The organism is Candidatus Galacturonatibacter soehngenii (genome assembly GCF_008830185.1).
Taxonomy (GTDB): Bacteria; Bacillota; Clostridia; order Lachnospirales; family Lachnospiraceae; genus Lachnotalea; species Lachnotalea soehngenii.
The window spans coordinates 237307-259661 of the sequence record NZ_WAGX01000003.1 but is presented as its reverse complement, the minus strand read 5'-3'; the positions used below and the strand labels follow the sequence as shown (position 1 = coordinate 259661).

The window sequence follows — 22355 nt, the reverse complement described above, 5'->3', positions numbered from 1 at the left end:
TTTCCTCTAATCTAATATCTTTTCAATTAATGGTTCCTCGTGTTCAATAGTATGTGTAATTGGATATTTGGAAAAAAACAATATCATAGCAACGGAGCATGCTACAAGAATCACCCAAAAACACAATTGCTTATTCGAAGGTTTCTTTAATCTAAAATTAGTGATAAACAAAGTTCCAACACAAAAAAGAGTTCCTACCAAAATCCATTTAAATATATTCTCTGCCAATATAAAATTAAATAAAAATATCAAAGGTAATATAATTGTAATTGATGTAATCGGAAGGCCATAGTAGAATTTATTCGCATTATCTTCTTGCACTTGGCGGCTTGTTTCAAGAACATTAAAAAATCCCAGTCTAATTACAGAGCATACGCTGTAATATGCTATCGCCACTTCTCCTATTACTCCTTTTACTCCAAGCACATAACAAAGTATAACAGGAAATGCACCAAAGCAAATGACATCACAAAGGGAATCAATCTGTACACCAAATAACTTTTCATCATAGGTTCTATCTTTTTTTGTCCTTGCAATCTTTCCATCAAACATATCACATAATCCTGAAATAGCAAGACATGCAATTGCTGTCCTAAAGCGTCCTTCAATAGCTTGTGTCATTCCAAATACAGATACTGCAAGACTAATATATGTAAGTACTACTGTGTAATCATAAAATCCTATCATCATTCTTATTTCCTTTCGTATTTCCCTTTCTACCAATTACAATATGTGCAATAATTGTGAATAATGCACACAAGATTAGCTCAGCATAAAAACTTAAACCTCTACTAACTACCATGGCAGGTAATGTAATATTCCCAAGCATTGGTGTAAAAATCATAAGAAATAACTTTTCGCTAATTCCCATTCCTCCTGGAAGAGGAAGCATATCAACTGCAACTGCAATCATCCCCTGCAGTAAAACTATAGTAATCCAACTTTCCCCCTTAAGACCAAACGAGCGATAAGTCAAATACGTAATATAAAAAAATAGCAATCTTTGAAAAACTGTTATAAGAAATACATTAAAAATAACTAGCGTATGTGTTTTAAAAAAAATTGCAACCTCTTGGTATTGTTGCATCGCTCCCTCAATGCGTTCCAAATATCCACTCGGATGTTTTATCAATTTAATTTTGTTTAATACTTTTATAGTACTAATTAATATATTTTTAGCAATTGATGGATGAAACACAAGAAGAATCATAAATCCCACACAAAAAACATTTAGTAAAAGACCCAAATAGCAAATTCCTTTTACTGGGGTAAGATAAATCATAACTTCTGCAGGCTGAATTATGAAAACTATAATTCCTAAAACAATTAATACCATTTTATAGGTAATTGTAATTACCATAAGTATTAACGTTGCTACTGGTATTGGTATGTTATCCTTTTTCATATAATATATCTGAGCTGGTTGCCCCCCTGTTGCTGAAGGTGTAATACAACTAAAGAAGAAGCCAACAAACGAATATAAAAAACAATGTGTAAGATTTACTTTTTGCTGAATGGAGTGCATCATATAAAATATAAGAACGGATTCACTTCCAACAAAAATAATGATACAAAAGACAGCTCCAATCCAATATCTCAAATCTGTTTTTTGAATATAATATATAAGACTACTCATATCTTTACCCTGGAATATATAATGAGTTGTTATAACAAATACTGCTATTAGAAATATTGCATTGAACATATTTTTCTTTTTACTCATTATATGTTACCCCAAATATTTTTTGATTAAGACATTCGAAAATTCTCTCTGTTATTCGATAAACCTTTGTATGATTCATAATGTAAAAACAAAACTCCGCTATTATGATTCCTCCTGCTATATCTATAACTCCATGTTGTTTTACAAATTGAGTAGAAGCAAATACCATCATAGCAAAAATAGCAGAAAAAACCTTATATCCAAATGGAACCTTTTTACTATTGCGAATTCCTATAAAACAAAACCAACTAACAAGACAGTGAATGGATGGAAATAAATTCGTTGGAGAATCCATTTGATAAACAAAAAGAACTAATTTACTAAACAAATCACTTCCAATTACCTCAGGACGAATATTTGTAGTTGGATATGACACAAAAAATAATGCACATACAAGTCTAGACATTATATCTGCACTCACAAAACGATACCACAGCTCTTTTCCTTCCTGTGATATCAAAATATAATTTATAAGCCAAAAAACATAACATATTATGTATATAACCACCCATTCTTTTACAAAAGGGATTTTGCTATCAATCCAAATTGAAACATCATAATGAACGGCATCCCTCATCGCCTTTTGTGTTCCCCAATACACCGCACTATTTACTAAAAAACATGTAATAAGAGAGAAAATACTATATTTAGGTATCCATTTCTCCAAATACTTTCGATACCATAGTCCTAATTTCATTTTTATCTGCATAATCATTAATATCCTATCTAATTATATTCATGAAAGTATACCATAAATATAGATATTATGTTTTTACATATTTCTCAATCTTTTCTTACATTTTATTAACAATTTACTCTTATTCTAGCAAAAATCCTCATTATAACTCCACATAACACCATAAAAGGTCTATACAAGCATTAAAAACAAACTAATCAATACAAGACTAATCAAAATGCACAATGAATTAATCGTACTTGACATACCTACATCTCCTCCAACTTTTTCGGTATAGGCTGTGCTAATTGCAGATACTGGGCTAAGTACTACCATAGCCATAGCTTTTCTAATTTCTAGCTCGAATGGGAGAAGAAAGTACAACAATAACGCAAAAATCAATGAAACAATATATCTAGTTGCAATGATTTTGCTACTTTGTATGATTTGTTCTCTTTTTAGATTCAATTGAAAGCCAATCCCTATCATAAACATAGCCATAAATGCATTCGCATTTCCAACAATTTCAGCCAAACCTACTACAGCCTTTGGTAACTCCAAATGAAGAAGTCCTAGCAAAACTAAAATTAGATAGCATACAAATGGTGGAGAATGTAACAGTTTATTGATTAAAAACAAAATCTTATTATCTTTTTTGTTTTCTAATGAAGATGCAACTGCATAAGTTCCTCCAGTCGCCATAATGGAATTACCTGCGTCAAAAAGACATATTACAACAATCCCTAACGATCCTAGAAATACTTGTGCAAATGGAATTGTAAAGCAACCTATGTTATACCCCGCTATATTTAACATATGAAACGCTTTTTCAAGATTGCTTCGTCGAAACGAAATGATATAACCTAAACATGCAAGAAATGCTGAGCATAAAAATCCAATCAATACTATAATAATTAATCTTTTGCTCATTTCTATATTGGAAAAGTTAACGATTATGGCACAAGGTAGAGTTAAATACAGTACAATCTTTGAAATAACTGTAAAATCTTCTTTTTTGAATATACCTGCCGTTTTTAATCCATATCCAATACAAATGATTAAAATAAATTGAATTGCTTTTACTAAAACGCTTATCATAATTACTCCTGTTGTTCTATTATTTTATCTATAACATCCTTGTAATCTCCGCAATACTCCTCATAAACACCCTTCACAGCATTTCGAAATTTTTCTTTCTCCTTATCAGAAAGCGTAATTACCTCCCCACCATTCTTCATTACTATCTCTTGAGATTGCCTCTCTCGCTCTCCCCATAATTTTCTTTCATAAAGTGCTGATTCTTTTGCACATACTCTAATAATTTCTTGATCTTCTTTGGATAATTTATCCCATGTCGATTTGCCACATATCTGAACCTCTGGTACTCTGGTATGTTCATCAACGGTAAAATACTTTGCTACTTCGTAGTGACTCTTAATCTCATATGAAGGCCAATTATTCTCAGCCCCATCAATTAAATCCCTTTCAAATGCAGAGTATACGCCCTCGTATACTATCGGTACGGCTACAGCACCAAGTGCTTCAACCATATCTATCATTAAATCTGACTCCTGAACGCGAATCCTTAAACCATTCATATCTTCTAGGGTGTAAACGGGCTGTTTAGTATAAAAACTACGTGCTCCTGCATCATACCAAGACAACGCTACTAATTGTGTTTCATCAAAAGAACTTAAGAAATCATTTCCTATCTCTCCTTCTAATACCTCCCACATATGTCTTGAGTCACGATAAAGATAAGGCATTTGTAACACATTTAACTTTGGAATTGTTTCTGATAGCGTAGATAAAGAAACTCTTGCAAAATCTATTCCTCCAAACTGCAACTGCTTTACAACTGCTTTTTCATCTCCTAAATATCCTTCCGCTTGAATAATAATTTTTATTCTTCCATTTGTTCTTTCTTCAACTAACTGCGCAAATTTGTATCCTCCCAGTGTTGTTGGATAATTTTCTGGTTGATTTTCTGCATAAGTAAAAACATATTCAGGCTCCACTATAATATTCTCTTTTTTATTATATTGGTAAAATATAACAAATAAAATCACTCCAATTATTATAATACATAATAATTTCTTTTTCATCTCTTCACCCTACATTATTATTCCACTTTTCATCATTATTTGCGGCTATGGTATTTTTTCCTAAAATTATTATCCTGTATTCACTTGGCGTTACACCCACCAATTTTTTAAATACTTTTGCAAAATAATTAGAATCTTTATATCCAACTTTATCACTAATATCTTTGACATTAATCGTTACATCACTCAAAAGCTGTTTTGCTTTTTCAATTCTATATTCCATCAAATAAGTTGTAAAGCTTTTCTGGAATCCTTGCTTAAATAATTTACAAAAGTAAGCATTCGAATAATTCATTGCTTCTGCAACATCTTGCATAGATATCTCTTCGATATAATGCATTCGAATATATCGCAATATTTCTTCGCGAACAACATTAATACGTACTTGTTCTGGATTCTCACTACTTCCTATTGATAACTCACTTGTCGCTAGTGCTTCTCTTGTCTGACGCTCTTGCCTTTCCTCTATCACTTTAAGAGCTTCTTTAACCGTAGAAACAATCTCTTTTTCTGAACCAGGCTTTAGCAAATAATTTAACGCTTTAACTGTTATCGCTTTTTTTGCATACCCAAATTCATCATAAGCGGTTAAAAAGATGATATTACACCCCTTATCTTTCTTTCTTATTTTTTCTGCTGCTTCTAAGCCAGTGATTCCTGGCATTTCAATATCTAAAAAAACAATATCAAAGTGCGTTTGCTCAAATAACTCTATTGCTTCTCTCCCATTGACAGCTTGTACGATTTCAAATAAATTTTTAAAATTGTTCTTAATCGTCTTACAAATAACCATTCTTTCAATTGGTTCATCATCTGCGACCAACATGCGATACATAATCATACCTCCTGATTCATGTATGGAATTATTACTTTAATAACTGTACCTTTATTCTTTGTGCTATATAATAAGACGTCTCCTTCTTGATACATACGATTTATTCTTTTGTAAATATTTCCAAGTCCTATCCCTATTTTACCTGCACTACCTTCTCTTACAGCACCTCGTAACTGATACAATTTATCTCTCGACATTCCAATACCTGTATCTGCTATTGTAATAATTATATTTTGCGCTCTCTTTTTAATGTCAATGTATATCTTACCACCTTCTTCTTTTTTAGAAATGCCATGAATGATTGCATTTTCAATTAAAGGTTGGAAACAAAACGAAGGAACCATTACAAATTCCTTGTCAACTTTGCATCGAATATCATACTCTAGACGACTTCCAAAGCGCATTTGTTGCAAATACAAGTAATTTTTCACTACATAAAGCTCTTGTGAAAGGAATACTTCACTTTGGGGTGTCTTTAAGTTATATCGAAAAATAGAACTTAAAGCTTTAATCATCTTTTCAGTCGTATCCGCATCTTCAAGATTTGCCATCCCTGCAATTACATTTAAAGTATTAAATAAAAAATGGGGATTGATTTGACTTTTCAGTAATTCTAGATTAGCAGTCTCTAAATTTTTTTCTGCCTCCATTTTTTCTAATTCCTCTTGGTGCAGTAAATCAATCATATTTCTTCTTTCTTCCATAGTGGTAATGTATTGACCTGTAGCAAATTTCATCTTATTGAACGCATTCACTAACTCACCAATTTCATCCTGATTATCAACCCTTACATCCTCTATAAAAAAATTATTGGCTGCTATCTCTTTTGATACATTAACAAGTTTCATAATGGGGACAACTAAGGCCTTGTTCATAACATTAGATAAGCTAAGCATTATGCTAAATAAGAAAAATCCACTTATAATCACCACCATTGGAAGTCTTCTTAACCCTCGTACTTTTTTTAAATACGCTGTTTTTCCATCTTGCAATGTATATCGCATTAATCTTCTAGCATATTCATGCAAATATACTTGCATATCATATACTTTGTAAAGTTCTTTGATGTATGCTAAGTTTTCTTCACTCATTCCAAGTACAGCATCTCGTTTTTGAGTATAATTTTCATAGCTATTTTTAATAGACCATGTTTTTGCATACCTTTGGATATTCATAGATGAATAATCATCTGGAAGCGCGTTTATAGCCTGTTTTGTTTTTAAGATTGCCTGTTCCATCTCAAAATGATTCTCTTCACTTGGATGTTTAATATAAGCTTCAAACCACCTTTCTTCTTCCTCAATTGTATCCACTAAATCACTACATTTTGCATTATCATCCAAAATAACTTTAAAATCATTCATTGAAAAATTAACAACCCATATATCAAATATAATTGATAGTGAAATAACTAGAAATACAACTCCAGTAAATACTTCAATTTTTCTTCTGATGGATAAAGAGACCCATCTATCACTAAATTGCTTGGACCATCCATTGACTCTCATAAGTTTGTTCCCTTCGTGATACAATTTGATATGATAATTATATCAAATTTTTATGTGATAAGATAGTATGTACGCAAAAAAGCCGTGTGATAACGGCTTATTGCAAAAAAGATTAATCTTAGTGACTCATCTTTAACACTACGTAGTTATAAAATTCTTTGTGTTTATCTCCTAGAACACGGTTGCTTAAAATAAATCCATGCGTTGTTGTCGAGAAAAGAACTACCATAGTTGGTTTTTTAGACACTTTTTTTATATTTTTCCATTCTAAGTTTGATACTTCTCCTCCTGATTTCACCTGAATTCCAGAATCATCAAAATATATTTCCACTTCTTTTGCATCTGCAGCCTGTTTTTTTGCTCTAACATAAACTCCAATTGGCTGAATGATTGGAAACAAACAAATGGAAAACAGTAAAAGTAGTCTTACAAAATTGGTTGTTTCAGCCCAAATCTGATTCGTAAGCAATATCATTGCAACAGTAAAAATAGTGTTACAAACCCCTACAATAGATCCATACGTATAATATAATGACAATTGCAAAAAATCTATTGGTGTGTTTTTATAACGAAATTGATACTTCATATTTGATTAACCTAGTACAGATGGAAGCCATAAGCTTATAGCTGGAACAAACGTTATTAGTAAAAGAGTAACAATCATACATAAGTAAAATGGCAATGTTGCTTTTACCACTCGCTCCATTGGAACTTTTCCAACTGCAGATCCAATAAATAGTACTGCTCCTACAGGTGGTGTAAGCAATCCTATTCCACAGTTTAATACTAACATAATACCAAATTGTATCGGATCAATACCAATTGATGTTGCAATTGGATATAAAATTGGAGTAGCAATTAATATAATTGGAGCCATATCCATAATACAACCTAGTACAAAAAGAATTAAATTTAATAGCAACGCTAAAATAATTGGATTATCTGTCAAACCAATAATTGCGTTTGCTGCTAAATCAGGAACGTGTAAACGGGTCAAGCAATAGCCGAATATACTTGAAGTTGAAATGAGAATCAATACGATTGATAAAGTATCAACGCAATCTTCAAATACTTTCCAAACGCCTTTCCAATCAAGTCCCTTATATATAAAAATACTAACGATTAGACTATAAATAACTGCAATCGCAGCTGATTCTGTTGCTGTAAATACTCCACCTACAACGCCAAATACAACTATTAATACTGCTGCAAGAGCCCAAAAAGATACACTTAATTGTTTGAATAAGTTTTTGAAACTGAATTTTTCACCCTTTGGATAGTTTCTTTTTACTGATATAATATAAGATCCCACCATCAAACTTAATACAAGTAAAGCACCAGGTATATAACCTGCCAAAAACAAACTTCCAACTGATACTCCGCCCGCTGCTGTTGCATAGATAACCATGTTATGACTTGGTGGTACTAAAAGTCCTTCACATGAGGATGTAATGGTTACTGCTGTAGAAAAGTCATCATCGTATCCTTGATCTACCATCATTGGAATTAGTATTGTTCCTAGTGATGCGGTGTCTGCTGATGCAGAACCAGAGATTCCACCAAAAAAGTAAGAAGCAACAATGTTAACCATTGCCATTCCTCCTCGCATCCATCCAACACAAGAATCCGCCAATGCAATTAACTTCTTGGAAATACCTCCTGATCCCATTAAGCATCCCATAGTAATAAAGAATGGAACTGCCATAAGACTAAAAGAACTAATACCCTTTACCATTTGCTGACATATTGTAGTTAGAGGTAACCCCTGATACAACAAGCAGAAAAAAGAGGATAGCGCTACTGCATACGCTATAGGAAATCTTAATAATATCAAGACAAAGAAACTTCCAAGTAATATTAAAATCGCTAAACTTTCACTAGACATTATTTTACCTCCTCTATAAAAAATGATTTAACATGATTGTATATTGACTCTAATTCAAATACAAACATGGCTACACCTGCTAGCGGAACTGGAAAGTACATCCAAAAACGGGATAAAAACGGCATACTAACATAAGTTCCTTTCGCTCCAATTCCTACGGCGTACTTCCAGCCTACTACTATCATAATAATAGCAAGTAATAAAACTCCTAGATCTGCAAAAATGTCTAATACTCCTAAAACTTTTTTTGACAAATACCGATCAAATGCTGTCATACGTATATGTGCACCTCTTCTGATTGCCAACGCTGCCGAAAGAACTGCCATATAAGCCATACAAGTTAAAACGATTTCTTCACTCCAAGATGGATCAGGAATAAATGATATATATCTTCCTGCAACGGATAAACTTGTAATCAAAATATCTATAATCAAAAGTAATTTACATAAGAAAAGCACAATTTGGTATGTTATATCATAAGCAGGCTTTATCTTATCAATTTTTTTAAAAATGTCAGGCATATTTACCTCCTTAAAAGCAGGCACAAAGGATTTTAATCCCTCATGCCTTCCCTTTCTATTTAAGTAACGTTAAAATTTCTATTTCATATCAACAATTTGCTGATATAATTCTTTACTATCTGCTGTAGATGATTCAATAATTCCCTTACATGCTTCTTGCCATGGAGTAATATCTGTAACTTCAACAACGTTAACTCCTTCAGCCTTTAATTCTTCTAATACTTTTTTCTCGGCTTCTTCTGATATCTTTCTATTATATTCTGAAGCATATTTACTAGCTTCTTCTAAGATACTCTTATGCTCATCAGAAAGTTTATCCCAAGCCTTATCAGTAATAACTACCTGTACTGCACCAAGTGTATGTCCATCAAGAATTAGGTTTGGTGAAACCTCTGGAAATGCATTTGACTTATAGTTTGCTATTGGTTGCTCTGCACCATCTACTACTCCTGTTTGAAGTGCTGAATAAAGTTCTCCAAAAGAAACAACAGTTGGAGACGCTCCAAGTCCTTCTACCATTCCATTCATAATAGGATCATTTGAAACTCTAAGTTTCATACCTTTTAAATCCTCTAAACTATTAACAGGATTAACCGTAAAGAAGTGTCTAAATCCTTCTTCTGCGTAAAATAATCCTGTGATACCACTTCCATTTTCATGAGGTTCAACAAGGAACTCTTTTGCTAAATCTGAGGTTGCAAAGTTCCAAAAATGTTCACGATTTACAAATGTATAAGGAACAGATAATAGCTTTGATTTTTCTCCGCCATAGCTTGTTAATGCAAATGCTGATATACGAGCCATATCGATGGTTCCACCACCGCCAAGCATTGTATCAAGTACGTCATTTTCAGATCCAAGAACACCACTTGCTTGAAGATCTATCTTAATTTCTCCTCCTGATAGTTCTTCCACTTTTTCTTTAAAAGCTGTGTCTGTTTGTCCTACGATTGTGTCTAATGGATTTACTTCAGCAAATACAAGTGTCACCATTGCTGAATTACTTTCTCCTTTTGATTCAGTAGTTGTTTCTTCTACCTTTTCGGTTTCTTCTGCTACTGGTGTTTCTGTCTTTTCTGGGGTTTTTAACCCACAAGCAGAAAGTGATACCACCATACTTGCACACAATAGCGCTGCTAACATTTTCTTTTTCATCTTCAAATCCCTCCATAAATTTACTATATTAATAAGTTTCAAACTCATTACATTATTATTTTATCAATTAATTTGCACAATAAAAACCGTAGGATTTTAATATTTATAGTATATTTTTATTTTTTTTATTTATACCCTGTATATTTTGCCAAATTTATCTTTACTTTTGCAATTGCTACCTTTCATATGGAACAAATGGTTACTTTCAAACGCTCTCTTATGTAGTATATTTGTAAAATAGAGAATTATAAAATTTTCTTATTATACAAAAAACCGCCTTTATTAAGGCGGTTCTTAATCATTCAACAAACAGAAAATAGATAACTATATACAAAAATCCAACTCGGCATCCTCTAGGTTATAAGGCGTTACCTGATAAACATAATAATTCAGCCAGTTCGTATACAAATTATTACAATGTGCTCTCCATTGTAATGGCGGCTTTAAGGTATCATCATCCTTTGGATAATAATTTTTTGGTGTATCAATTTCTAATCCTTTCTCTTTGTCACGTCGATATTCATTATGTAGTGAAACTCTATCATATTCTGGATGTCCCATAACAAAGATTTGTTTTCCTTCTTTTGCAATTACAATGTATACTCCTGCTTCTTCTGACTCAGCAAGTATGGTTAATTCTTTATTGCTTAGGATTTCTTCTTTTGATACCGTAGTATGTCTGGAATGTGGTGCATAAAACTCATCATCAAATCCTCTTACAAGAGGTACTTTTCGATTGAGAACAGAATGCTTAAATAATCCAAACATTTTTTGCTCCAACATCTTCTTGTCAATTCCATAATGATAATACAAACCAGCTTGCGCACCCCAGCAAATATGAAAAGTAGAAGTTACATTTGTTTTTGACCACTCTAGTATCTGGGTTAATTCCTCCCAGTAATTTACCTCTTTAAAAGGTAAATGCTCAACTGGCGCTCCTGTAATAATAAGTCCGTCAAACTTTTTTCGCTTAATTTCATCAAATGTTCGATAGAATTTATTTAAATGACTGGAAGAGGTATTTTTCGATATATGACTTGATACATTAAGAAAGGTCAAATCCACTTGAAGAGGTGTATTGGATAATGCTCTCATCAGTTGTATCTCTGTATCCTGCTTTACAGGCATTAAATTTAAAATTCCTATTTCAATTGGACGAATATCCTGATGCATTGCACGGCCTTCGTCCATAACAAATATATTTTCAGTTTCTAATATTCCCTTTGCGGGCAAATCACTTTGTACCTTAATTGGCATATTATCACCTGTCTCACTTTATTAGATTTTGCTACGTTAATTCATATTACAACATATATCATATGTTGTCAATTTGTGTAATATTAATTTGGCTCACCAAACAAATGGAGGTTAAATCATTTTAAGAAACTCTTCTTCTGATATAATTTCTACCCCAAGTTCTTTTGCTTTTTTGTTTTTTGAGGAGGAAGATGTCGTATCATTATTAATAAGATAGTTTGTTTTTGATGTAACGCTGCCCGTTACTTTTCCACCCTTCTCTTCAATCAATTCTTTTAAGGCATTTCTATTTTCAAACTGTATTAGACTTCCTGTGATAACAAATACTTTGTCTTTTAATACTTGCGCTGCTTCATCTATCTCTATCTTTTCTAGGTTTAGTTCCCTTAAAACATGTCTTAGGTTGATTACATTACTTTCTTTCTCAAAGTACGATACAATACTATCGGCAATCACATCTCCAATACCTGCTATTTCCGAAAACTCTTCTCTAGAAGCATTTAATAATCGTTCTATATCATAATTAAATTCTTTGCATATCATCTTAGCATTCGATAATCCAATATTAAGTATACCTAAGCTATAAATGAGCCTTGGTAATGTAGTGTTTCTTGCCTTTTCAATACTTGCCATTAAATTATCAAACGATTTCTGTCCAAATCCTTCCATTTCAATTATCTCAGCTTGATACTGTTTCAAATGAAAGATATCTGCAAACTCTTTAATAAATCCTCTTGCTATAAATTTCTCCAAAGTTGCCTCTGATAAACCGTCGATATTAAGAGCATCCCTGCTTACGAATAAAGTAAATGCTTTGATCTTTTTTGCTTGACAATCTGGATTTTCGCAGTATAAGGCTTCTACATCGTTAATCTTTCTGATTGAGGTACTTTCACCACAAACAGGACAGGAATGAGGTATCGGACATACTCCACTTCTCGTAAGATTGTTAGCAATCTGAGGTATAATCATATTTGCTTTGTATACTTCTATGGTATCGCCTATGCCAAGTTCTAGATTTTTTAAGATACTAATGTTATGGACGCTAGCTCTACTTACACTCGTTCCCTCCAATTCAACTGCTTCAAATATTGCCACAGGATTAATTAATCCTGTTCTTGAAGGGCTCCACTCAATTTCTAATAGAGTTGTCTCTTTTATTTCATCTGCCCATTTAAAAGCGATAGAGTCCCTTGGAAACTTCGACGTAGCTCCAAGCCTTTGCCCATAAGAAATGTTATCAAACGCAATTACCAATCCATCAGAAGGAAAATCATTGCTTTTTATTTGCTCTGAGAAGTTTTCCACTGTCTTTGCCAAGTTTTCTTTCGAAACCATCTTATATTCTACTACTTCAAATCCTTGATTTTTAAGCCATTCAAATTGATTTTTTCTTGAATTATGAAAATCAATCTCATCAGCTTTTACAAGAGAGAATGCAAAAAAGTTTACGTTTCTAGATGCAGTAATCTGATTATTTAATTGTCTTACAGAACCGCTGCATAGATTTCTCGGATTTTTATATTTTGCTTCCACATCTATAATTTGACTGTTAATTTTTTCAAAATCAGAATAACGAATTACGGCTTCTCCACGAAGAACCAGTTCACCTTTGTACTTAATCTTTAATGGAAGGTTACGAAATACTTTTGCATTATTGGTTACTACCTCTCCTATTTCACCATTTCCTCTAGTAACTGCCTTTTGTAATTCGCCTTGATTGTAAGTTAGAACAATAGTTAATCCATCTAGTTTCCAAGATAATAATGCCTCTTGCTCACCCAGCCAATCGGTCAGCTCTTCTACTGATTTGGTTTTATTTAGAGAAAGCATAGATCTTTCATGGCGTTCCTTTGGGAGTTCGCTTACTATTTCATATCCCACATTAACACTCGGGCTATTACCAAGAACCACTCCTGTTTCTTCCTCCAATTTAAGTAACTCATCATACAAGGCATCATATTCATAATTACTCATAATTTCTGTTGCTTCTTGGTAATAAGCCCTATTTGCATTATTTAATATATTGATTAGTTCTTTGATACGTTTTACTTTATTTTCTTCCATTTTTTTCTCCATATGAAGTGATATTTGATGATTTTTGAATTAACTTTTCTAGCTCTTTTAATTCTTCTTGGGTGATATCTCTATATTTTCCCTGTGCTAGTTTACCAAGTTTTATATTCATTATCCTAATTCTTTCTAACTTAGTTACCTTATAGTCAAAATATTCACACATTCGTCTAATTTGTCTATTTAAACCTTGTGTTATTATAATGCGAAACGATTTCGTTCCAGTTTTTGTTATTTTACATTCTCTTGTAACAGTGTCAAGTATTGGTACTCCTTTTGCCATTCCATGTAAGAACTCTTCTGTGATTGGTTTATCGACCCAAACAAGATACTCTTTCTCATGCATATTGTGGGCTCTCATCATTTTGTTTACAATATCTCCATTGTTTGTCATTAAAATAAGCCCTTGCGAATCCTTATCTAATCTTCCAACGGGGTAAATTCTTTGAGGGTATTGAATGTAATCTACAATATTGTTCTTTTCTTTTTTCTGTGTGGTACAAACAATACCTATAGGCTTATTAAAAGCTAACAATACCATTTTTTCATTATGTAAAACTTCTTTTCCCTCAACGCATATCCTTTGTGTACCATCTACTTTTGTACCCATCACTGCCAATACTCCATCAACAGTAATCTTTCCTGCCTCTATTAATCGATCTGCTTCTCTTCTTGAGCAGACTCCTGCTTCACTTAAATATTTATTAATACGTATAGGTTCTATTGGTTTTTTTTCAAATTCTCTTTTTATCTTGCTGCTCATAGAGTTCCTCCAACTCTAAATCATAATTATAGATTAAATCGTATGTATAGTTTAACTTCACCTTATCTAATAGTCAAGGCATTCTTGGCAGGCATTGCCTTTTAGGACTAGGAATATTGCAAAACAATTTCCATGATAAAGAGCTACTTATAGCTCATAGTCTATAAATAGCTCTTTAACTTGCGAATACATTCTTCTTCAAAAGCCACAAATTCATTCGCTAATTCAACGGATTGTTTTGATGCATTGTAATTTTCTTTTAAAGTTGACATGACGCCTGTCATTCCAACTGAATTTTCACGAATTACCATATTGGCAATATGCTTTGTACTTGTATTAAAAATAGTGTTAGCTTGAATGGAAGACCACATTTTAAATCGATCCAAAGGTTTGTTTTCCAACATAACACCTGATTCAATTAACTGGTCAGAAACTTTTGAGTTAATCTCACGATATCGTTGAAGTTGGGTATTCATTTCATAATTCAAGTCATCATCATAAACTTTGTTTAATAAGATACTAAGAGTATCCATACCCTTTTTACTATTGTTATATGTTTCTTGCAAAAGTTCTTTGTCTGAACTGGTAATCATATATTTCACCTCCAAAATAATTGCTATCGTCTTCAAGTGTATTTGTATGATTAGCATATGAATATTATGATTTTTTATGTAATATTTTATCGTAAAATTATGGAAAAATAAAGGATGTCGACTTTATCGACATCCTAAACCATACCTATTTTATCATATCTAATTATAAGTATCTGCCAAAAATTCAGTTTTTACATAACCAACTACTCCATCACAGTTAATTCTACTCCAGCCACTATCTAGCACTGCTGTTCTTGTAACTTTGGTTCCTAAATAACCTGTTCCAACTCTACTTGAGTTTTCATCTGCTTGTTCTCTGATATTAACCGTTGAAGTTAAATATTTTACTTCTTGCAATCCACCTGAACTAGATAAATATTCGGATAATACATAACCTGTTTTTCCATTGAATTCAATACGACTCCATCCATTGGAAAGCACGCCAGTTCTCTTGGTACTTTCACCTACATAAAGTTGTCCTAATTTAGTCGCATTCTCGTTATCTGCTTCTCTTACATTAATCGTCTCGGTAGCATATACGGTTTCATTAACTTCTTGCAAACCATCTGCTGTTGAAACATCAGCTGGTTGCTCTTGCGCTGGCTCTTCTTGTGTCGTTTCTTCTGCTGCTGGTTGTTCTTGTGTCTCTTCCTCTTGGGTTGCTTCTTCTTGGGTTGAACCTGTCAATTTCTGGATAAACTCCTTTAAGTCCGGATCCGATTCCTGCGCCTGTGTAAACTTAGCTTCAATGGAATTAAGCAAGTCTACAACATCTTGTCCTGCAGCAATGCTAGCCATGTATGAATTTACTTCTGGTGAAAATTCTCCATTATAGATATAAAGAGTTCCATCCTCATTGGTACATACATAAAGAGGAATTTCTCCTGGCACTGGAGTGTTAATATTAATAAACTTAATCTCATAATAAACAAAAACGATATATGAGTTTTCCTCTGGTCCAATCTTTGTATAACAAGTTATATTATCGTAACCTTCAATATATTCTTTCTTTTGAAGAATTTGAGCTTGCTCCTCCTCACTTAAAGGATTCTGTAATTGAAGCAAGGTATCAATATCACCTTCCGCCATTGCAGTAAAGTACTTCGTAATTAATTCATTTACTTCTGGATAAGCATTTACCAACAAATCATTGGTAGGTTCAGCTTGCGTTTCTTCCGCATCTTCCTGTGTTTTCTCATCTATCGTAATAACTTCCTCAGATTTTGCCTCTTCTGCCTTCTTAGAAGAGTTATTCGATACCTTTACTAAGGTTACAACCATTATTACAAATATTACTGCGATTATCACATAGTTTTTGTTTTTTATCAAAAATGCTTTCATATTCTCGAAATTAAGTTTCATATAAACCTCCTGATTTTGCGAACTCTGACCATATTATATAACACAATCGTGAACATTTTATGTATTTTATCTTTCGAATTTACAAATCATACAAAATAAATTTTAATATTATCTTTTATGATATTCTTTTTAACGCTCCAATGAAAAAAATAATTCACCTGATTTTACTTGATTCCTATGCATCCGGAGGGATTCGAACCCCCGACACGTGGTACCGGAAACCACTGCTCTATCCCCTGAGCTACGAATGCATATTTGTATTCGGTTATAATACCACAACTAGTATTGTACCTCAAATACCTCAAATAATCAATTGGAAGTTTATAGTTTATTCATAAATCTGTTTATTCGACTGCAATTTGCAATCTGTCTTCTTCTTGCAAATATTCATATACGCTATAAGATAATATTTCTTCTTTTTCTACATGATTCTCATTCGTTTCTTTTACCATTGCTTTCAATTCACTTACTTTCGTTTTATGTGATTTTGGAATGATAATGATTTCATGTACACTACTTGGCAAAAGATATAAATCACAACCCACTGTACGGGAAAACTCTTTTAAAACCTCTGGATAAAGCATGCATGCTGCACCATTTAGTTTCGAATGATTCGTTAGGACATACATAGGTATATCCCCTTCTTCTATCTCATCCCAATACTCTTCTTCTAATTCTTCCTTTAAAATATCTTCAATCCGACTCACTTTGTGTGGTAATAGTCGTTGCGTATTCGCTTTTGCAACCTGAAAAATCTCATAACTTCCGATTCCCCATATCTCTAAATGAGAATTATAAATCAATATGGTAGCATTTCCGAATTTCTCACTATGGACCAAATAATAGAATACAATTGCTAAATCTAGAAATTTGATATGAGGGATACTATCTAGTAAAATCTTGTTCTTTTCATAATGAATCATTTTAAATACAATGCGTTGTTTTGTACACTCATAGTTTGAAAAAAACGAAGTGTCGATATTCATCTGCTTATTATTTTCATCATATAATTCCATTATCTCGTTCACAATTTCATTAATGCTTTCTCCTGTTAGATAACTTTTATAATAATGATTTAAGTAAATAGTTGGAGAGATACTCTCATTTTCTTTACGAAGTGTCAAACCATCTAAGACAACATCATTGTTCTTTCTTATTGTCTTAAGTGAAACCTCACATTCGTCTCCAACTTTTTGTGCAATTAAGTTACATATTTCTTCTTTAAAAATCTTATAATTCATTAATTCCCCTTCTTTCATAATAAGCTTAATATTGGTAAATAAAGTTGATGATTAAATGACACTCCCCTCCTCTTATCTTGGAAGCATAGACTCTCTGACTATTTTTCAAGACGTTTTATTGATTTATATTAACCCCAAAATTAACATACAAGTACAAACGGAATATAACTAACATTGAATTTAAATCACGATAGGAAAAATAAGCACGAAATGTGCAAGAATTTATTTAGAAATAAATCTATTTATTGCGTATCGAAACAAGAAGCTTAATTGCTTACATATTATGTATAGAAGAAATAGTATATAGAAACCCGATATTAATTTCTATATACTATTTAAATAATTATATTCTAGATAGATAATCACCTGATCTGGTGTCAATTTTGATTTTATCACCTTGGTTTACAAATAATGGAACATAAACAGTTGCGCCTGTTTCTACAACAGCTGGTTTTGTTGCGCCTGTTGCTGTGTCACCTTTGATACCTGGTTCTGTGTCTGTAATCTCAAGTTCAACAAATAAAGGTGGTTCAACTGCAAATACCTTACCATTATGAGAGCAGATTTTAACCATTTCATTTTCTTTTACAAATTTTAATGCATCACCAATTTCGTCTGCATTTAAGGCAATTTGCTCAAATGTTTCAGTATCCATGAAATTATATAAATCTCCATCTGAATATAGATATTGCATATCATTTCTATCAATACGTGCTTGTGGGAATTTTTCTGTAGGTCTGAAAGTTTTTTCAACTACGCCACCACTAATAATATTCTTTAATTTCGTTCTAACAAATGCTGCACCTTTTCCTGGCTTTACATGCTGGAAATCAATAATCTGAAATATATTACTATCAACTTCTATTGTAATACCATTTCTAAAATCACCTGCTGATATCATGTCTGATATTCCTCCTTAAAATAGTACCGATGGTAAATCTTGTTCTGTTACCACACTCTCTAATATTCTATAATAAATGACCATTTTTTTCAACTATTTTTTTGTGTCCATTGCTTCACTTACAATGACGATGTAAACACTTTACGATTAATCCTTTTTATTTTGAGATTTTTTATAAAAATACAACACAATTTTTTCCAAGTATCTTTTTAAAACAATTTGAATCTCTTCCTTTGGATGGATTGGTTTTACCAGTATTGTCTTTAATCCAGCACGATTTGCTCCAAATACATCTGTAAAAATTTGATCTCCAATAAAAATTGTATTTTCTTTATTCGTTCCTATGGTATTCATTGCCTGTTGATATCCTTTTCTAGAAGGCTTTCTTGCATTAAAGATATATTGTACTTGAACTTCATCATTAAAAGTTCTTACTCTTTCTTCCTTATTATTTGATATTAGACAAACTTTAAAACCAATGTTTTTTAGTTTCGTAATTAATTCTTTTGCCTTGTCATCTGCCTTCGCTCCATGTGAAACCAATGTATTATCTACATCAAATAAAATACCTCGAAATCCTTTCTGATACAACTCTTCATAATTAATAACATAGGATGAATTGGCATATTCATTTGGGTAAAATCTTTTAAGCATGATCGATACTCCTTTTCCTTCCAGTTAATCTTATAAATTCAAACTTTGTTTCTGCCATAATAACTGCCGTAAAGATTAAGCTACAGCCAATCAACATTTTTATTGTTACTATTTCTTTCAGAATCAAAACAGAAAATATGGCACCAAATACAGATTCCATAGATAATAATAATGCAGCAGTTGACGGTTCAATGTATTTTTGTCCTATATTTTGAAGCAAATAGGCAATCATGGTACTTCCAATACCAAGATATAACATTCCGACCATGATATTGGGATTTGTAGCATCTACTGGAAAACCTCCATCCATGATTGGTGCTGTTAACCAAGATAATATAGCTGCTACAAGAATTTGTAAAAACGTTAGTATAATGGGATCTTGATATTTTGAATACTTATTAATGTAAATTAAATGAATCGCATATCCAAATCCACACAGTAATGTCAATACATCTCCAAGGTTTATACTTAAATCCGAATTCAGGGAAAGCAGTCCGATTCCAATTATCGCCATAAAGGCCGAAACAAGACAATAAATATCTGGCTTTTGCTTACTAATCAACCAATAAAGAAATGGAACTATTACAACATAAATTGTAGTGATAAATGCATTTTTGCCAGCCGTCGTATATAGGCAGCCAATGGTTTGCAATAAATAACTTATATACAATAATATACCCAATACAATACTAGATTTTACATTATTTATATTAATCATTCGAAGTCTTTTTGAAAATACAAACAAAAGTCCAATGCTTGCTATTGTAAAACGAAATGCAAGCATATAAACTGGTGGTACATAATCAAGTGCATCTTTTACCACGACAAAAGCAAATCCCCAAATTAGAGTAGCAACTAATAAGCCAAAACTTGCAATCGTCTTTTTTTTTTTTACTTTCATTTTATCTTAACGTCCTATTCTAATATTCTTGTACCATTATATATAAGATTTCTAAATGGTTCAAGTCATTTATTACGTTTGCATTTGACATTAGAATTTTTTTTTATTATCATAATAGAAATTATAATTATGAATAAAGGCGGAATTAATATGATTGAAAGAATAACTGGTCACACTGTCCTTACAGGTCTTTTAGGTAGCCCTGTTTCCCACAGCATTTCACCGTTGATGCACAATGAGTCATTTCAGCAATTAAATCTGGATTATGTCTACCTTGCATTTGATGTTGGAACCGAAAACTTAAAAACCGCAGTAGAAGGATTAAAAGTACTTGGCGTAAGAGGTTTTAACTGCACCATGCCAGATAAGAATCTAATATGCGAATACGTAGATCACCTATCTCCTGCTGCTAAGCTAATTGGAGCTGCTAATACAGTTGTGAATGATAATGGTATATTAACAGCCCATAATACCGATGGTGTTGGATATATGCAAGCGGTAAAAGATGCAGGTTTTGATATCATTGGCAAGAAAATGACACTTCTTGGTGCAGGTGGCGCAGCAACGGCTATTTGCGCACAAGCAGCACTTGATGGTGTGTCCGCCATTGATGTTTATAGTATTAAAGATCAGTTTTTCGACCGTGCAATTAACTTAATCGATAACATTAATGCTACAACGAATTGTAAAGCAAGCTTATACGAACTGCCTGATGATACTTCACTTAGAAAGAGCCTACAAGAAAGTGCCATTCTAACAAACGGTACTTCTGTTGGTATGTCACCAAACATAGACAATAGTATTATAAATGATAGTAGTATGTTTCATGAAAATCTTATTGTATCAGATGTTATTTATAACCCTGCCCAAACAAAATTATTAAAATTAGCAAAAGAAGCGGGGCTTAATACCTTTAACGGAATGTATATGCTTCTTTATCAAGGTGCAGAAGCTTTTAAATTATGGACTGGTCAAGAAATGCCTATAAGAATAATCAAGGAGAAATTTTTCTCCTAAACAAAATCTTTCTCGTATTATAAAAGCCTATCTTCTATATATAAATAGAAAGATAGGCTTTTTATTATATATTCACTTTTTACTAATTGTCTTCCTCTCTTATTCTTTGAATTAAATCCTGATATTCTGGTGTTAGCAGTTTATAAACAGGCATGGCAGCCTCTCTAAAGCGCTGTTTTTCTTCTTTTTTTAATTCTGTAACAATTACTCCTGCTTTTACAGCCCTTTCTCTTGAAGTCTTTACATGCTCTTCCCAAAGCTTTTGTTCATAGATGGCAGAATCCAATGCACATTCTTTTATGATTGCTTGATCTTCTTTGGATAATTTATTCCAAGTAATTTGAGATACCAACTGTAGTTCTGGAATCTGATTATGCTCATCTAATATCATATATCCTGCCACTTTGTAATGATCTGTGGATACGTAAGAAGGCCAATTGTTTTCAGCACCATCAATCTCTCCTAACTCTAAGGAAGAGTATATTTCAGAATAATCCATAGCAACAGGAGTCGCACCAAGAGAGGATACTAATTCTTTCATAAACTCCGATTTTGCTACTCTTATTTTAAGACCTTTTAAATCCTCCAAGTTTTCTACCTTTTGTCTTGTATAAAAATTTCTCATTCCTGCATCATACCAAGACAAGGCTGTTAGCCCATGATCTTTTAGACTATCCATAAATTCTTGCCCAATTTCTCCATTTAAGACCTTCCACATATGATTTGAGTCATTATATAAATACGGTAACTGTAACACGTTAATCTTAGGTATAAATTCTCCCATTGTCATAATTGAAGCCCTTACAAAATCGAGGCCTCCATACTGTAATTGTTCAATTACAGACACCTCATCCCCAAGAAAACCACTAGAATGTACATTGATTTTAATTCTACCTTGCGACCGTTCATATACAAGTTCAGAAAATAAATATGCTGCTTCCGTTGTGGGATAGCCTTCAGCTTGATTTTCTGCATAGGTAAAAACATATTCTGGAACTGCTTCCTTTTTCATATTCTTCTTTATATATCCATATCCTACTTGACCCAAAATGACAAAAATAAGTAAACCACCAATCAATATCTTGCTCTTTTTCATGCCCCTACTTTCTATCTTCTTTCAAAACCGCCAATACGCCTTCCACAAATGTGGAAAGCGTAATAAATTGGCTATGAAAATATATCTGT

General features: G+C 32.6%; 22 protein-coding genes and 1 tRNA gene. 1 reads left to right on the top strand and 22 read right to left on the bottom strand.

Going from position 1 to position 22355, the window contains the following annotated elements:
- Window positions 1-6 precede the first annotated feature (6 nt).
- The 21 genes from F7O84_RS01960 to F7O84_RS01860 all read right to left on the bottom strand — a co-directional run bounded on the left by F7O84_RS01960 (window position 7) and on the right by F7O84_RS01860 (window position 20153).
- A complete protein-coding gene (locus F7O84_RS01960) occupies window positions 7-690 on the bottom strand; it encodes a CDP-alcohol phosphatidyltransferase family protein (protein ID WP_330578704.1) in 684 nt (227 codons plus the stop codon).
- On the bottom strand, window positions 671-1723 hold the full coding sequence (locus F7O84_RS01955) for a lysylphosphatidylglycerol synthase transmembrane domain-containing protein (protein ID WP_320411214.1): 1053 nt from the start codon (window positions 1721-1723) through the stop codon (window positions 671-673). The genes F7O84_RS01960 and F7O84_RS01955 overlap by 20 nt, the downstream gene beginning before the upstream one ends.
- Window positions 1716-2432: a phosphatidic acid phosphatase gene (locus F7O84_RS01950; RefSeq protein WP_243140784.1), complete on the bottom strand. Its 717-nt coding sequence runs from the start codon at window positions 2430-2432 to the stop codon at window positions 1716-1718. The genes F7O84_RS01955 and F7O84_RS01950 overlap by 8 nt, the downstream gene beginning before the upstream one ends.
- Before the next feature lie 159 nt (window positions 2433-2591).
- Complete coding sequence (locus F7O84_RS01945; protein WP_151141272.1) at window positions 2592-3497, bottom strand: AEC family transporter; 906 nt, start codon at window positions 3495-3497, stop codon at window positions 2592-2594.
- Window positions 3498-3499: 2 nt separating this feature from the next.
- On the bottom strand, window positions 3500-4504 hold the full coding sequence (locus F7O84_RS01940; protein ID WP_151141268.1) for a TRAP transporter substrate-binding protein: 1005 nt from the start codon (window positions 4502-4504) through the stop codon (window positions 3500-3502).
- Window positions 4505-4508: 4 nt separating this feature from the next.
- The gene (locus tag F7O84_RS01935; RefSeq protein WP_192451631.1) at window positions 4509-5339 is read right to left on the bottom strand and encodes a response regulator transcription factor; all 831 of its coding nucleotides are present in this window, start codon (window positions 5337-5339) and stop codon (window positions 4509-4511) included.
- Between the two features lie 2 nt (window positions 5340-5341).
- On the bottom strand, window positions 5342-6847 hold the full coding sequence (locus F7O84_RS01930; RefSeq protein WP_151141265.1) for a sensor histidine kinase: 1506 nt from the start codon (window positions 6845-6847) through the stop codon (window positions 5342-5344).
- A 118-nt stretch (window positions 6848-6965) separates the two neighbouring features.
- Complete coding sequence (locus tag F7O84_RS01925) at window positions 6966-7433, bottom strand: YcxB family protein (protein WP_151141262.1); 468 nt, start codon at window positions 7431-7433, stop codon at window positions 6966-6968.
- A gap of 6 nt (window positions 7434-7439) precedes the next feature.
- A complete protein-coding gene (locus F7O84_RS01920; protein WP_151141259.1) occupies window positions 7440-8732 on the bottom strand; it encodes a TRAP transporter large permease in 1293 nt (430 codons plus the stop codon).
- A complete protein-coding gene (locus tag F7O84_RS01915) occupies window positions 8732-9253 on the bottom strand; it encodes a TRAP transporter small permease (protein ID WP_151141255.1) in 522 nt (173 codons plus the stop codon). Before F7O84_RS01915 ends, F7O84_RS01920 begins: the two co-directional genes overlap by 1 nt.
- A gap of 78 nt (window positions 9254-9331) precedes the next feature.
- The gene (gene dctP, locus F7O84_RS01910) at window positions 9332-10408 is read right to left on the bottom strand and encodes a TRAP transporter substrate-binding protein (RefSeq protein ID WP_151141252.1); all 1077 of its coding nucleotides are present in this window, start codon (window positions 10406-10408) and stop codon (window positions 9332-9334) included.
- 324 nt (window positions 10409-10732) lie between these two features.
- Window positions 10733-11665 carry a homoserine O-acetyltransferase MetA gene (gene metA / locus F7O84_RS01905; RefSeq protein ID WP_151141249.1) on the bottom strand — a complete coding sequence of 311 codons (933 nt, stop codon included), beginning with the start codon at window positions 11663-11665 and terminating at the stop codon, window positions 10733-10735.
- 111 nt (window positions 11666-11776) lie between these two features.
- A complete protein-coding gene (ligA, locus tag F7O84_RS01900; RefSeq protein WP_243140783.1) occupies window positions 11777-13744 on the bottom strand; it encodes an NAD-dependent DNA ligase LigA in 1968 nt (655 codons plus the stop codon).
- Entirely contained in the window at window positions 13719-14501 is a 783-nt protein-coding gene (gene rluF, locus F7O84_RS01895; protein WP_151141243.1) for a 23S rRNA pseudouridine(2604) synthase RluF, read from the bottom strand. The genes ligA and rluF overlap by 26 nt, the downstream gene beginning before the upstream one ends.
- Before the next feature lie 161 nt (window positions 14502-14662).
- Window positions 14663-15094 carry a hypothetical protein gene (locus F7O84_RS01890; protein ID WP_151141240.1) on the bottom strand — a complete coding sequence of 144 codons (432 nt, stop codon included), beginning with the start codon at window positions 15092-15094 and terminating at the stop codon, window positions 14663-14665.
- Between the two features lie 159 nt (window positions 15095-15253).
- Window positions 15254-16456 (bottom strand): SH3 domain-containing protein, encoded by a 1203-nt coding sequence (locus tag F7O84_RS01885; protein ID WP_151141237.1) that lies wholly within the window; start codon window positions 16454-16456, stop codon window positions 15254-15256.
- 178 nt (window positions 16457-16634) lie between these two features.
- Window positions 16635-16707: transfer RNA gene (locus F7O84_RS01880), tRNA-Arg, on the bottom strand.
- 93 nt (window positions 16708-16800) lie between these two features.
- The gene (locus tag F7O84_RS01875; RefSeq protein ID WP_151141234.1) at window positions 16801-17697 is read right to left on the bottom strand and encodes a DUF5688 family protein; all 897 of its coding nucleotides are present in this window, start codon (window positions 17695-17697) and stop codon (window positions 16801-16803) included.
- Between the two features lie 343 nt (window positions 17698-18040).
- Window positions 18041-18598 carry an elongation factor P gene (gene efp, locus F7O84_RS01870; RefSeq protein WP_151141231.1) on the bottom strand — a complete coding sequence of 186 codons (558 nt, stop codon included), beginning with the start codon at window positions 18596-18598 and terminating at the stop codon, window positions 18041-18043.
- A gap of 147 nt (window positions 18599-18745) precedes the next feature.
- Complete coding sequence (locus F7O84_RS01865; RefSeq protein WP_151141229.1) at window positions 18746-19252, bottom strand: YqeG family HAD IIIA-type phosphatase; 507 nt, start codon at window positions 19250-19252, stop codon at window positions 18746-18748.
- Window positions 19245-20153, bottom strand: coding sequence for a DMT family transporter (locus F7O84_RS01860; protein ID WP_151141226.1), 909 nt, complete (start codon window positions 20151-20153; stop codon window positions 19245-19247). Before F7O84_RS01860 ends, F7O84_RS01865 begins: the two co-directional genes overlap by 8 nt.
- 150 nt (window positions 20154-20303) lie before the next feature.
- Between F7O84_RS01860 and aroE the strand changes: the two genes are divergently transcribed.
- A complete protein-coding gene (aroE, locus tag F7O84_RS01855; protein ID WP_192451630.1) occupies window positions 20304-21170 on the top strand; it encodes a shikimate dehydrogenase in 867 nt (288 codons plus the stop codon).
- Between the two features lie 82 nt (window positions 21171-21252).
- Here the strand turns inward: aroE and F7O84_RS01850 are convergent, their stop codons facing one another.
- Entirely contained in the window at window positions 21253-22266 is a 1014-nt protein-coding gene (locus F7O84_RS01850; protein WP_151141223.1) for a TRAP transporter substrate-binding protein, read from the bottom strand.
- Between the last annotated feature and the right edge of the window lie 89 nt (window positions 22267-22355).